Annotated in this window: 14 protein-coding genes; 7 read left to right on the forward strand and 7 right to left on the reverse strand. The window is 43.7% G+C overall.

What is annotated here, in order from left to right:
- Positions 1-157: 157 nt before the first annotated feature.
- Positions 158-397 (forward strand): hypothetical protein, encoded by a 240-nt coding sequence (locus LKE01_RS08685; protein WP_054769412.1) that lies wholly within the window; start codon positions 158-160, stop codon positions 395-397.
- A gap of 137 nt (positions 398-534) precedes the next feature.
- Here LKE01_RS08685 and LKE01_RS08690 read toward each other — a convergent pair whose 3' ends face one another.
- Positions 535-1,308, reverse strand: coding sequence for a (S)-acetoin forming diacetyl reductase (locus LKE01_RS08690; RefSeq protein WP_054769411.1), 774 nt, complete (start codon positions 1,306-1,308; stop codon positions 535-537).
- A gap of 134 nt (positions 1,309-1,442) precedes the next feature.
- On the reverse strand, positions 1,443-2,654 hold the full coding sequence (locus LKE01_RS08695) for an MFS transporter (protein ID WP_056981915.1): 1,212 nt from the start codon (positions 2,652-2,654) through the stop codon (positions 1,443-1,445).
- A 178-nt stretch (positions 2,655-2,832) separates the two neighbouring features.
- On the opposite strand from LKE01_RS08695, the gene LKE01_RS08700 reads away from it, so the two are divergent.
- From LKE01_RS08700 to LKE01_RS08720, 5 genes are all read left to right on the forward strand, one after another.
- A complete protein-coding gene (locus tag LKE01_RS08700) occupies positions 2,833-3,312 on the forward strand; it encodes a PH domain-containing protein (RefSeq protein ID WP_056981917.1) in 480 nt (159 codons plus the stop codon).
- Positions 3,302-4,756, forward strand: a complete 1,455-nt coding sequence (locus LKE01_RS08705) for a PH domain-containing protein (RefSeq protein ID WP_056981920.1) — start codon at positions 3,302-3,304, stop codon at positions 4,754-4,756. Before LKE01_RS08700 ends, LKE01_RS08705 begins: the two co-directional genes overlap by 11 nt.
- A 58-nt stretch (positions 4,757-4,814) precedes the next feature.
- Positions 4,815-5,660, forward strand: a complete 846-nt coding sequence (locus LKE01_RS08710) for an aldo/keto reductase (RefSeq protein ID WP_054769410.1) — start codon at positions 4,815-4,817, stop codon at positions 5,658-5,660.
- Positions 5,661-6,090: 430 nt separating this feature from the next.
- Complete coding sequence (gene lplA / locus LKE01_RS08715) at positions 6,091-7,086, forward strand: lipoate--protein ligase (protein WP_481808340.1); 996 nt, start codon at positions 6,091-6,093, stop codon at positions 7,084-7,086.
- Positions 7,087-7,102: 16 nt separating this feature from the next.
- A complete protein-coding gene (locus LKE01_RS08720; protein WP_054769409.1) occupies positions 7,103-7,411 on the forward strand; it encodes a glycine cleavage system H family protein in 309 nt (102 codons plus the stop codon).
- Between the two features lie 75 nt (positions 7,412-7,486).
- Here the strand turns inward: LKE01_RS08720 and LKE01_RS08725 are convergent, their stop codons facing one another.
- The 5 genes from LKE01_RS08725 to LKE01_RS08745 all read right to left on the reverse strand — a co-directional run bounded on the left by LKE01_RS08725 (position 7,487) and on the right by LKE01_RS08745 (position 10,632).
- Positions 7,487-7,987, reverse strand: a complete 501-nt coding sequence (locus LKE01_RS08725; protein ID WP_056981923.1) for a DNA-3-methyladenine glycosylase I — start codon at positions 7,985-7,987, stop codon at positions 7,487-7,489.
- Positions 7,988-8,065: 78 nt separating this feature from the next.
- Positions 8,066-8,428 carry a hypothetical protein gene (locus LKE01_RS08730; protein ID WP_054769408.1) on the reverse strand — a complete coding sequence of 121 codons (363 nt, stop codon included), beginning with the start codon at positions 8,426-8,428 and terminating at the stop codon, positions 8,066-8,068.
- A 17-nt stretch (positions 8,429-8,445) separates the two neighbouring features.
- The gene (locus LKE01_RS08735) at positions 8,446-9,072 is read right to left on the reverse strand and encodes a uracil-DNA glycosylase (protein WP_056981925.1); all 627 of its coding nucleotides are present in this window, start codon (positions 9,070-9,072) and stop codon (positions 8,446-8,448) included.
- Between the two features lie 111 nt (positions 9,073-9,183).
- Positions 9,184-9,738, reverse strand: coding sequence for a L,D-transpeptidase (locus LKE01_RS08740; protein WP_054769407.1), 555 nt, complete (start codon positions 9,736-9,738; stop codon positions 9,184-9,186).
- 81 nt (positions 9,739-9,819) lie between these two features.
- Positions 9,820-10,632, reverse strand: coding sequence for a TIM barrel protein (locus tag LKE01_RS08745; protein ID WP_054769406.1), 813 nt, complete (start codon positions 10,630-10,632; stop codon positions 9,820-9,822).
- Positions 10,633-10,785: 153 nt separating this feature from the next.
- On the opposite strand from LKE01_RS08745, the gene LKE01_RS08750 reads away from it, so the two are divergent.
- Positions 10,786-13,188 (forward strand): Xaa-Pro dipeptidyl-peptidase, encoded by a 2,403-nt coding sequence (locus LKE01_RS08750; protein ID WP_095344966.1) that lies wholly within the window; start codon positions 10,786-10,788, stop codon positions 13,186-13,188.
- Positions 13,189-13,219 lie beyond the last annotated feature (31 nt).

Raw genomic sequence — 13,219 nt, forward strand, 5'->3', positions numbered from 1 at the left:
ATCTTTAGTGTTGGTACACTTCAAGCATAACATAACGATTGCGGAGAATGTAAATGAAGACTCGAAGGAAGTCGAAATGAAAAAGTGCTATTTTTTCTTCGCAAATACGAACATATGTTCTATAATGGATTATATCAAAGAAAACGGGGTGACTTCGATGGATACATATGAAGCAAACATTGCCAATATCAAACGGCTGGCCGACTTTCAAATGTCCCACAACAACTTAATCAGAGTCTTATTAGAAGCGGATGAGGACACGCCGGTCAACGATTTGGATTTGGTCGGCTACATTACCGGTATCTATGACACCTACTTGACGTTTACCAACCTATATTATGAATCATGGGATCTGAACTTCTCAGTCATTAATGGATTTGAAATCATTAAGCATTAAACTGATTGACACCGATTTGGGTGTCCTAATGGAGAAAAAGTATTCGGCAATAACAAAAAACACCAACGATGAACAAACTTCGTTCATCGTTGGTGTTTCTCGCTTATACTCCGGCTACCCGGAGCTCGTCGCACACTTTATTGAAATTGCATTCCGCCATCCACAATCAAAGTTTGACCGGTGACATAATTTGAATCTTTACCTGCCAAGAACGAAACTGCAGCAGCGACATCTTCCGGCTCAGACAAACGCTTAAGGGCGATGTCTTTGGCGAAGGTTTGCATCCCCCACTCGTCGTCTTTGCCAGCGTTCTTGCCGACTTGATGGGCAATATCGAACATCATTGGTGTCTTAACAATTCCAGGTGCATAAGCATTGGCGGTGATTCCTTCTTCAGCCAAATCACGAGCAGCTACCTGGGTAATTCCACGAACAGCGAACTTAGTACCTGAATAAAGTGCCAAGTTAGGATTACCAACAACACCAGCCTGTGAAGTAGCGTTAATAATCTTGCCACCATGGCCTAATTTCTTGAATGCTTGGTGAGCAGCTTGGATACCCCAAAGAACACCACCAACATTAACGCCATATACGAGTTTGAATTGGTCTGGGGTAATACTGTCAATTGGCGTTGTTGGTCCCAAACCAGCGTTATTTACAATGACATTGAAGTCGCCAAAGGTATCAACGGCTTTATTAACAGCAGCAATTACCGAATCACGGTCGGAAACATCAGCCTTGATCCCGATTGACTCAGATCCGTCTGGGGACAGTTTCTTAGCAACTTTGTTTGCGTTATCGATATTCAAATCAACAACAGCAACTCTAAACCCATCATCATGAAGACGGGTGGCGATTGCTTCACCAATTCCCTGACCTGCTCCAGTAACTAATGCAACTTGTTTTGCCATAATTGTTACCTCCATTTTGAAAATCATTTGTGGATGGTCTGCATCCGCTTTCATTATACCTGATAATTTCACAAGCTGATAGAAAAAGCATGTCAAAAATAAAAAGCCTTCTCCACCGGGCAGGAAGAGAAAGCTTAATCCGCTTCATTCAAGTTAACTGAAAAATGATCGTGAATCCAGTACGTCATCAACCATGAAATAAACAGGAAGACAATCACAACCAAATATGGCAAATGGTAACTGGCATCCAGCAACGCGCCAGATACGATTGGACCGGCAATGTTTCCAACACTGGTTAATGACATGTTGACGCCATTGATCAGGCCCTGCTTGGTTGTACTGGCTTTTGTCAGCAAAGTTGTCAGTGCTGGCCTGATAAGATCGTAAGCCGTAAATATAATCAGTGTGGCGATAATCACTTCCAACTTGGAATGGGCCATGATCACCCATCCGGTTCCGAGAAATGACAGCAAGAAACAGTATCGAATCAGCCGTTTTTCAGTCAGCCAAACGACCAGGCGATCAAACAGCAATGCTTGGAAAGTTAGTGAAGTCAGCCCATTTAAGGTTAATACCAAGGCAATATTGCCCATAGTAAATCCAAATACTTCATTAACATACAGGCTGTAAATACTTTCGAATCCGACCAAGCCAAATGATGAAATCAGAATCAATAGGAATAACAATCCCATCGGACCGGCAAATAGCTTCTTCGCCTGAGCCCAGGATGCCCGCTTTGGTGGATGGCTTTGGGCAGGCACGGAATGCTTTTCAGCAATTCTTTCGATTTCTTTTTCATTTGGCAGCATGATCCATAGTGAAATCATACTCAGGAATCCAAGTCCGGCAGCAAACCAAAACGGTGTCTTATAGTCAAACTTGGCGAGCATGCCGCCAATTCCGGGTCCCAGAATCAACCCACCACTAAACGCGGCAGATAATAATCCAATAACCCGAGCTCGTTGACGGGGTGTCGTCAAATCAGCCGCCAACGCATTAGTTGTCGGAACAACCATTGCGGCAGACAAACCACCGATGGTTCTGGAAATATCGAACATCCACAACCAGTTGGTGATCGCAAACAAGATTTCTGAGACCATATACAACAGTAAGCCGGCAACCAGAATTGGCTTTCGACCGATCCGATCGGAAATTTGACCGACTATTGGTGAGGCAACCAACTGTGCAAAAGCAAAAAGCGAATTCATAATTCCCATATCGGTTGCGGACAGGTGCAGTTCGTTCTTGATAAACGGCATGACCGGAAAGATTAAGCTCATTCCAATACAAACCAAAAAGTTCCCAAATATAAGGACAATTATCGCGTTTCTAACTTTTTTCGACAATTGATAACCTCCCTTCGTTTTCGTAGAAAGCATAGAAAGTAGTATAACGCTATAAATACTGTTGTGTCTAGCAATTTGAACGTATTATTTCAACTCGGCCGGTTGGCATTATCACGATTCTTTTGTAAACTTAGGAAAACCATCTACATATAAATGTCATTTAGAGGAGGTACTTCACTTGAACGAATCAAATCACCTACCCAAACAAATCAAAACCGTTTGGCGGATATCAGCAACCATTCATGCCCTAATCCTGGTAATAATCGGGATTGTGGGAATGGTTGCCCATCACTTTTTTGACCAACAATGGCTGCTTTACGCTGCTGGTTTCTTTTTTGCTGCAGCAGTGATTGACTTCATTATTGAAATTGCTTTGGTCCCTTATCGGTATTCATTTTGGCTGTACACCATCACCGATGATGCAGTCGAGTTACGCTCCGGCTTCATTTTTCGCGAACTCGTTTCAATCCCAATTGCGCGGGTTCAGGACGTCACTCTGTCGGCTGGACCCATTTTGCAATCTCAAAAGCTCCAAGAAGTTCGGGTGACAACCGCATCCGACTCCCACACAATTGATGGCGTCGAACCAGAAGTTGGTGAGGAACTTCGGAAACAAATTATGAAACTGGCCGTGGAGGTGGGCAAAAATGACGTCTAATAAGCCCCAGCATTTAAATCCACTCGCAATCCTGTATTTCATCTTTGGTCATTCATGGGATGCAATTTTTCTAATTATTATTAGTGCGGGACCGATTGCCCACTTTTCAAGATATATTGGAATTGCCCCCTTGCTTGGCTTTGCCGGGTTAATTATATTAATTGTTCTCTGGCATACGGTACGCTACCTTTACTTTACCTTTGAAATCGACGATAAAATGCTGACAATCAACAGCGGGATTCTTGTAAAAAAGCACACTCACATCCCCTATCCCAAGATTCAGACCATTCAACACACCCAATGGTTTTTTCTGGTGCCCTTTCACTTGGAAAAGCTTCAAATTGAAACCGCCGGCCACGACTCAACTAGTCCTGAAGCAGTTCTGCCATTGGTCAACGAGCGGATTCGAGAAGAAATTGAACGCAAACGAATGGGTGATTCAGGCGTTGCCGCTGATCAAGCGGAAGCAACACCTGAGCAGAAACAATCTACCGACGATGCTGCCAACTATGAAATTGATCCCCATGAGCTCAATGTGTTTGCCCTCACTTCACTGGGGGTCTTTCCAATCATTGGTGCCCTGCTTGCAATTTACGGTAAAGCCCAAGAAGCAATCCCAGAGAAATTCATCAATTCCGTTACCAACGTCATTATTCATCAATCCGCGATTATTATTGGAATTGTTGGGATTTTAATCATCATTTTGAGTATTGCCGGTTCTTACCTGCTCATTATTACGAGGTATTATAAATTCCGCCTGCATTCCTCAAATAATCAGTTAAAGACAGAGCAGGGAATGTTTCAGCGCAACTCCGTCACCATTCCGACTGCCAGAATTCAGGCCCTGCAAATCAAGCAAAACGTGATTCGCCAGTGGTGCCATATTTCAACCGTTCAGGCTGTGACAGCTTCTTCAGCGGGTGACGACGAGGACGACAATGATTTAATGATCCTTCCGGTTGTCAAAAACAATCAGGTGTTTAAAACTTTAACGCCATTTGTGAACTGGGCACCTAAACAGTTCAGCCAACTGGAAAGTTTAAACAAACGCACATACTGGTACTTTATCCGAAATGCTGCCCTGCTCAGTCTGATCGTTATCCTGCCATGCCTGTACTTCTTTCACCTATGGGGATCACTGAGTCTATTGATGCTGCCGATTGCAATTCTGATGGGTTGGTACGCCGGGGCAAACACGGGATGGAAAATTATTGACGGCCAGTTGATCTTACAAAACGGCCATTTCTTCAGCCGTTCACAGTACGTCATTCCCCACAAAAATATTCAGTCCTTCTCTTTTGCCCAGTCCATTTGGATGACCCATACCAAGTTGGCTCATATTCGGGTCAATATCCGCCACGGTGATACTAATCAGGAAATTGAGATCCGTTATTTACCGGAAAAGACGGGTAAAGAAATCTTTAACTGGCTGAAAATTAGATGACGGTTATGGCAATAAAGCGGTATACTATTAACCAACAGAATTTTAGGAGGTTTGATCTATGAGAGAATTAAAGATCGGCGATTCAACCGTACCTGCAATTGGTTTAGGAACTTGGCACATGGGAGATAGTGCTTCAACCCGTGCCGATGAAATCAAAGCTATTCAAAATGGTGTTGATGCAGGTGCCCGTGTCATCGACACTGCTGAAATGTATGGTAATGGCCGAAGTGAGAACTTGGTCGGTGAAGCAATCAAAGATATGAAACGTGATGACTTGTTCATCATTGATAAAGTTTTACCTTCCAATGCTTCAGCATCTCGAATGGAGCATAGTGTGGATACCAGCTTAAAATTAGTTGGCACCGACTACTTCGATTTGTATCTGTACCATTGGCGTGGTGCGGTTCCTTTGAGTGAAACTGTTGAAACACTTCAACAACTGCAGCAAAAAGGCAAGATCAAACATTGGGGTGTCTCCAACTTTGATATTTCCGATATGGAAGAATTAATGGAATTACCTGGATCAGATCAGGTAGCTGCCAACGAAGACCTTTATAACTTAGGAAGTCGTGGCATTGAATACAGCCTGCTTCCCTGGATGAGAAAACGCAATATTCCGTTGATTGCCTACACCCCAGTCGCTGCAGGTGATGCCCGTGGCCGTCTGACTCAGGATGCAGTCGTCAACCAAATTGCTGACAATCATTCAGCAACTCCTTGGCAAATTATCCTGGCTTGGGCAATCCGTGATGGCAGCACATTGGCCATCCCTCAATCAAGTGATCCAAAGCATGCCGTTGATAACGTCAAGGCAGCCGATATTACTTTGACTGACAACGAATTAGCTCAGTTGGATGTTGAGTTCCCAAAGCCAACCAGCAAGCAACCGTTGGATATGAGATAAAAAGAGTGTGACGAGAACCGGGAGATGCGGTTTCTAAGGGTCCTTTGGCTGAAACCCTGGTCTTGGGTTTTAGATAAAGGACCCTTAGAAGTTAGCATCTGGTTCGTCAGAGCACGTTTCGGAAAGAGTCCATAAAAGTTAGCATCAGGCCCGTCGGAACACGTTTCAGAAAAGTATTCGTAGAAGTTAGCATCAGGCCCGTCAAAACACGTTTAATCTAACTAACAGCAAACACATTTCCACTTCATCTCTAAAAGATAAATGTTAACCGCCCATTCCAGTAATGGGTTACAATGCAATTGGATAGACAATCAATCTGATTGCATTTTATTTGAATGTTTATGTAAACGCTTACTTATAGATAAAGGAGCTGATCATTATTCGTTATGTTGATATTTCCAGTGGTAAAAAATATTTAAACCGACCCATTATCACTGATAGTCTGTCAAAATTCTTTATCACCAGTCCTAAATTTACCGAACCGATTTTTTACTTTTCCCGTCCGCCACAAGCTTCCGTTGTCATCGGACTGAATCAAGACGTCTACTCAGAGGTCAATTTAAACTTTATCCACGACCAAAAGATTCAGCTGTCTCGCCGCTTTGCTGGCGGTGGCGCGGTCTTTGTTGACCCAGGGAATCTCACCTATGTCTTCGTTGATAACGACGACGGCACAAACTATGGTGACTTCAAACGGTATGCTCAACCGGTTATTTCAACCCTGAAAAAATTAGGTGTTGAAGCGAAAATGACCGGTAGAAACGATTTAACCGTTGACGGCAAGAAAATATCAGGCATGTCGGCCTTAAAGATTGGCAATCGATTCCTGTGTGGTGGTACTTTGATGGTCGACGTCGACTTGGCAGCGGCTGCCAAAGCGCTTACCCCACCGAAAGCCAAGCTACAGTCCAAGGGTATCAAGTCGGTTCACAGCCGAGTCACTAATATCCGTCAATACTTTGAACCTAAATATAAGAACATGACTTTTGAAGAATTAGAGAAACGAATCTTGTTAACCGTCTTTAGGGTCACTGATATTCGGGATGTGCCAACCTACAAGATGACCGATGAAGACTGGAAAGAAGTTTTGCAGATTGCCGATGATACCTACACCGGTGACGACTTTGTCATGGGAACCAAGCCAAATGATGATTACTTCCGTGGCCGCCACTTTGATGGTGTTGGCACCGTTGAAGTCAGCTTCTCCGTCAAAAATGATGTCATTTCTCACGCAAAGATTTATGGTGACTTCAATAACCCCAACGGTGATTTGCCGGCAATTGAAAAGAATATTACCAATGTGCCATTTGCCAAAGCCAGTCTGGAAGAAGCTTTTCGGACCAGTCACCTTGCCGATAACATCGGCGACGTTTCACCTGAAGACATGGCAGATCTCATGTTAAAAGAAAAGTATGATCTCAAGTAACGAAAGGAAGATTATGATGGCAAATAAAGTAGACGATTCAAAGTACTTATGGACAGACAAAACTTCTGACGGCCATACCCGGATTGGTTTGAATGATTTGGCTCGGGGAGAAATCGGCCAGGTTACTTTTGCGGAATTCCCAGAAAAAATGACTGAGGTTGCGCAAGGCGATCCGATCCTTTCCTTTGAAGGATCCAAAGCTGTCACTGAAATTCACTCACCAATTGGCGGCAAAGTTGCCAAAGTGAATGAAGATCTGATTGAGCACCCGGAATTATTAAACGAAGATGATCCGGATAAAACTTGGATTGTTGAATTGTTCTAATTGAATTTATTCTGATACACAAAAGAGGAGTTGACGTTTATCGCCAACTCCTCTTTTATCATTCAAAATATTGTTTTACATTTCATGTTTGAGAATTCCACTGCTGATTAAGAATAGTTCCATCGTGGTTGGACCAACAAACGTAAAGCCACGTTTCTTCATATCTTTGGCCAACTCTGCCCCGAGCCCTTGGGTTTCTTCTTGGAGGGTACCTTTGACCACGTTATTTTTTGGCTTAAAAGACCACACGTAATCCGCCAAGTCTTTGAACTCCGGCTGCAGCTTCAAAGTGGCCTGGGCATTTTGGACAACTGCCCGAATTTTCCGGGGGTTTCGAATCATTTCTGGATCTTCTTCCAATCTTTCAAGATCCAACTCATCAAACTTGGCAATTTCTTTGACGTCAAAATGTTTAAACACTTTGTCGAATACCGGAATTTTGCTTGCAGCTACCCGCCAGTTCAATCCGGGCTGAAAAACATTAACTGTCAGCATTTCAAATAAAACCCGTGGATCATGAATTTCAGTTCCAAATAGTGAATGATACAGCTCAACGCCATTTAATGGTTTTGTCATCTGTGTGCGCCTCCCAAATAACTAATTCGGCTATAGATTAACACCTTTTGGGCGATAACTGGCAGTTAACGACTGGCGTTATTTGATTTGTAAAAACCTTTCCTTGATGGCATTTGGATCCGCCACCGTTAAAAACAAGAAATCATATTTTTCGCTATGCAGCTCAACAAATAAAATATCGTCAGGACCGGATATATTCAAATACGATGTCGTCCGGTTACCCATAAAGGTTCCGACTTTCTTATTCGGCAAGCCCAAGCCAAGTGCTCTGATCTTAATACGATCCCACTTACCATCTTCCTTAAGTTGCTGTTTCGACTCAATTGTCATTTGAGTAATGTGGTCAATTGGGAATTCCAGACGCCCCCTGAAGCCCCAGAGTTTGTCCAGTCCCTTGGGAATCACAATCATTTTTCCATTGCTAAACTCCACGTCAGTCATTATTTGCCTCCAATGAATCATTGATTTAATAATGCTTTTAACTTTTCGGAATCTGCATCGACAACTGCCTTCATATTTTTAAAACGCTTAGAGTACGAAGGATGATAAAGCGGAAAAATCCGGTGCTTTTCTTTTGTAAATTCAAACGAATCCGCATCGGCATTATATTTCTGAATTGGTCGCTCCATCAGCTGGCCATGCAGGTCGCCGATCTTGGCCTTGTTGCCAAGCAATCTCTGGAGACTGGCATTGCCCATCGGAACCAATAAAACATTTGGAAAATGGGCAAGTTCCCAATCAAACATTGGCGCTGATTTTTTGACTTCAGCTTGGTTAGGTCGCCGGTCGCTTTTTCGGCCAGTCTTGCCAATTGAAAACGGCCTTGAGTTGACTACCCCGGTGATATAAATGTCTTCGCGGGTCAAGCCCAATGACTCCAGCCAACGGTCAAGCTCTTTACCGGATGGCCCCATAAATGGTCGGCCAATCTTAACCTCTTTGTCGCCAGGAGCTTCTCCCAGCAATAGGATTCGTGGGTTTTCGCCACCCTCGCTGGGCACAAAGCCTTCCAACCGTGGATTCTCAGCTGCGACCAGCTTTCCCCAGGTAATCCATTTTGGCGTTAATATCGTATGAAGTGCCATGGTATCCCCTCTTTCGATCAATCAAATTAACATTAGTATAACAAAAATGCCCATAAAAAAGCGCTCCTCCGGCATTTGCCAAAAAGAGAAGCCCTCAAATACTTCATTTAATTAGTGAACAACAACTTTTGTATGATACGGCACCGTCTTATACATCCACTTGGCATCGGAAATGGTTAGTCGGACACATCCATGAGATGCCGGAGTGCCGAGCTTATTAGCTTCGGAAACGACATATTGGCCACGCTTGTTGGTTGGCACACTGTGGAATAAGTATACGCCGTGACCTAACCAGGATACCCAATAATGGGCGCCTTCTTTTGAACTGGCATTATAAAATGACAGTCCGCGTTCGTGTTGAATATGGAACGTGCCTCTTGGTGTCGGGCTGGATTTGGATCCGGTTGAACAGTTCATAATATACTGAACTTTGCCGTTGCCATGGATGTAGACTTTCTGTTGCTTGATGCTGACGTAAATCCATGGCTTACTCAAGTTCTTCCACTTTGGATAAGCTTTGGTTTCAGAGGGCTCTTGCCAACTGACATTACTACTGTCGTTGGGGGTACCGGTCGTTTTCTTTTGTCCGGCCATTGAATCCCGAACTGAGAAAGCAGCTAAACAGACCGCTGTAATTGCAACAATAAAAACTAAGAACTTTTTCATTCGTGGCATCCCCCCAATAAACATTCTACTTCCATACTAACGCATTTCTCACCTATGTAAATTTTGAGCAATCACGTTGAATCACTTCCAGAGATTTTTTAAATAATCATAACTCGCTTGCATTTCCAAGCTGTTAAACTGATCTTTCAAATTAATTTCAAAAATGTTGGTCGCACGTCGATTAACCACCTGTTTCAAAGGTCGCCAATCAATTGCGCCCTTGCCCAACTGCAGGCTGTCGTGAAATTGACCCATTGAATCCACAAAATGATAGTGAACAACCTGGCCCTGCAAACGGCGCATGCTTTCTTGAAGCTTTTGATTATTGCCATGAAGCACTATAAATCCATGACTGGTATCGTAACATAACCGGTATTGATGCTCAACCACCGCTTGTTCAACCGTGGAGTCACCGAAGTCAAATAAAGGCGAGATTGAGTTTTCAAACATCACGTTGCTTTCACCAAACGATTTAAAGTAATCCAACCGTTCGAAGACAATCTTTCGGCCGGCTTGAATGGAACCAAATTGCTGAATGATTTTTGAGACCGGTTGATTATATCCGCCGTGGATCAGGAGTTGGATGCCAAACTGCTTGGCAATTTGAATTAAATTCTTAGAACTCGTCATCATGAATTGATACTGTTTTGGATTCGTATTTGGATCAACTGAAACCTCGTTATGGACCCCTTCAAACTTCATTGGATGGTGAATCACAACGTGGGCAACGCCTGAATTTTGAACATAATCAATCATGTTCTTCAAATGATCCAAGCCGTCCGATGTTACATCTGCTTCTATTGTAAAGAATTCAAAGACTTGTGGATGATACTGCAGTCGTTCATCAATTTGTCTTTGATTGGTGCTGGCCTTTAATCCCAAATATGGAAACATTTTATCACCGCGTTCCTATTAATTACATCCAGTATATCGCCATAACAGCCGTTCGATTTTTGAAGTGACCAATTTTCAAAAAGGCTTAAATCTTTCCTCGATTACCCGCAGACAATTGTATAATATCAATAACTTGAAATGAGGAGGCATTCGATGAAAATCAGCCAGTTTGCATATATTCCGACTAATCATCAAACTATCATCAAAGAATTGAAAGATACCCGGTTTTTAGACGCTCAAAACTTACATATTGAAAATCCGCGGGCGTTGTTCCGCAACCTGCTTATCAGGCTTTACTCAATGCATGAAAATATGACGACCCGGATTGAGAAGATAAGTGGCTTGCTGGCAACCCCCACCGAAAATGCCAACATATATACCAGCCAAACTGGGCCAGTGACAAAGAAAGCTTTCTACAACGTTGGCTTACAACTGCTGGGCTTTTTGGAAAGCCTGGACTTTTCGATAAATGATCCCTTGGCCGCAATGAACAAGATCGGCCTCCCAGTGATCGATGGACCAGACACATTCAACTGTGATCAACTCATTGACGCTTGGTATCGTCTATTAAATACCCGAAACAAATTTGGTCAGCTACTAATCGATTGGCTTGCCGGAAAGGGCTATTATCAGCAATTTGTCTCAGATGCCGATTTTGCCAAACCACTATTTTTCAACGGCAAGTCCCAAGCGGTTTTTGACACAAGCAGTCTGATTCGAGAAACCGTCTATGTCGAATCACCACTGGATACGGACCACGATGGCAAACGTGACCTATTAAAAGTCAACGTTATCCGACCAGCAGAAACCGACAGCGGGTTCAAAGCCCCAGTCATTTTTACTGCCGACCCATATTCGGAAGGCATGAACGTCAAATGGGCAGAAAAATATGCTCATGATAACCGCCGACCACTCAAGCGAAAGGAGCCCAATCAACTCACTTACACCGATGTTGAATATCACTACAAAGATGTTTCACTGCCGGCACCCCGAACCGTTAAAGGTGAAACCACCAAGGCTGGAGAGACTTTCAGCAAGCTGTGGTCATACTCTTTGAATGACTATTTTCTTGCCAGAGGCTTTGCGGTCGTCTATTCCGGCGGTGTGGGAACCCGCGATTCCGACGGTTTGCGAACAACTGGAACCAGAGCAGAAACCATTGGTGCAACGTCGGTTATTGAATGGCTTCATGGAGATCGAACCGCCTTTACCAACCGAACCGATCAAATTGCGATTAAAGCTTGGTGGTCCAGTGGTGAAGTGGGAATGACCGGCCGTTCGTATTTAGGAACGCTTTCGACTGCCGCTGCATTTACCAGGGTTAACGGCTTGAAGACATCCATTGTCGAAGCAGGATTAGCCGACTACTACGATTACTACCGAGAAAATGGCCTGGTTGTCGCTCCAGATGGTGATGATGCCGATGCCTTGGCTGAATATACTTTCAGCCGTCAGCAATCCGCCGCGGACTACGCAACCATCAAAGATAAGTGGCTGGCTCATTTAAAGCAAATGAAGCTTGATCAGGGCCATGACAGTGGCAGCTATAATCCATTTTGGGATGCCCGAAAAATCGAAAAAGTCAATCATACCAAGGCGGACATGCTGCTGGTTCATGGGCTCAACGACTGGAACGTCAAGACGTCTCAGGTGTGGAATTCAAGGAACCGGTTAAAATCCCGGCCAATCACTCAAAAGTTGATTCTTCATCAAGGACAGCATGAATACTTGAATAACTTCCGCTCGTTTGACTATACCGATATCGTCAATCTTTGGCTGACCAATAAGCTGTTCAACGTGGACAACCACGTTAACGACACCTTGGCTGACGTGATCGTCCAGGATAACGCCCAACCGGAAACTTGGACCGCCTACCAGGATTGGGGTGGCAGTGAATCCGAATCAATCAGTTATCCGCTAAACAATTTGATCAATTTAAATGAAAATAACTTCATTTCCGACCAACTTCCCGAAGAAGACTACAAGGCTTACGATCACGATTTGGATAAGTGGCATCATGACCTGTATTTCCGTGGCGGCTCTGAAATGGATTATCACTGTATCCGACTTTTGACCAAGCCGTTAACGGAAGACTTGGTGATTGACGGGCGTCCTTCAGTCAGTCTACAAGTGATGACCAGCCAAGGATTTGGCATGATTAGCGTTGCCTTGGTCGATTATGGAAAAGCAAAACGATTGACTGAAACACCTCAAACGATTGATTCAATGAGAATCCTGCAAGGATATCACTGGCGAAGAGACGACTTGAAGGAATTTCTGCCACAGAAAAAGGAAACCGACTTCAAGCGGATTACCCAGGCCCACATGAATATGCAAAACCGGGAAAACAGCTACAAGGTTGATGAACTAAAAGCAATTAGTTTCTATACATTGAATATCCCATTCCAGCCAACCTTTTGGCGACTGTTGAAGGGTCATCAGCTTGGACTTGTCATTTATGCCAGTGATATGGAATATACTGTGCATGGCAATCAGGATGTGATATATACCGTTGATTTGAAGAAATCATATTTGAACATCCCCAAATTGAGGTAAGCAAAAGAGCGTTCCAACATCAAATGGATGT

The sequence above is a fragment of the Lentilactobacillus kefiri genome, from assembly GCF_007989105.1.
Classification (GTDB): domain Bacteria; phylum Bacillota; class Bacilli; order Lactobacillales; family Lactobacillaceae; genus Lentilactobacillus; species Lentilactobacillus kefiri.

Excerpts from the sequence above, each read along its gene's own strand:
- LKE01_RS08690 (WP_054769411.1), bottom strand. The coding sequence starts at position 1,308 with ATGGCAAAACAAGTTGCATTAGTTACTGGAGCAGGTCAGGGAATTGGT.
- LKE01_RS08740 (WP_054769407.1), bottom strand. The coding sequence starts at position 9,738 with ATGAAAAAGTTCTTAGTTTTTATTGTTGCAATTACAGCGGTCTGTTTA.
- LKE01_RS08705 (WP_056981920.1), top strand. The coding sequence starts at position 3,302 with ATGACGTCTAATAAGCCCCAGCATTTAAATCCACTCGCAATCCTGTAT.
- LKE01_RS08725 (WP_056981923.1), bottom strand. The coding sequence starts at position 7,987 with ATGACAAAACCATTAAATGGCGTTGAGCTGTATCATTCACTATTTGGA.
- LKE01_RS08735 (WP_056981925.1), bottom strand. The coding sequence starts at position 9,072 with ATGGCACTTCATACGATATTAACGCCAAAATGGATTACCTGGGGAAAG.
- LKE01_RS08720 (WP_054769409.1), top strand. The coding sequence starts at position 7,103 with ATGGCAAATAAAGTAGACGATTCAAAGTACTTATGGACAGACAAAACT.
- LKE01_RS08750 (WP_095344966.1), top strand. The coding sequence starts at position 10,786 with ATGAAAATCAGCCAGTTTGCATATATTCCGACTAATCATCAAACTATC.
- LKE01_RS08745 (WP_054769406.1), bottom strand. The coding sequence starts at position 10,632 with ATGTTTCCATATTTGGGATTAAAGGCCAGCACCAATCAAAGACAAATT.
- LKE01_RS08730 (WP_054769408.1), bottom strand. The coding sequence starts at position 8,428 with ATGACTGACGTGGAGTTTAGCAATGGAAAAATGATTGTGATTCCCAAG.
- LKE01_RS08710 (WP_054769410.1), top strand. The coding sequence starts at position 4,815 with ATGAGAGAATTAAAGATCGGCGATTCAACCGTACCTGCAATTGGTTTA.
- LKE01_RS08685 (WP_054769412.1), top strand. The coding sequence starts at position 158 with ATGGATACATATGAAGCAAACATTGCCAATATCAAACGGCTGGCCGAC.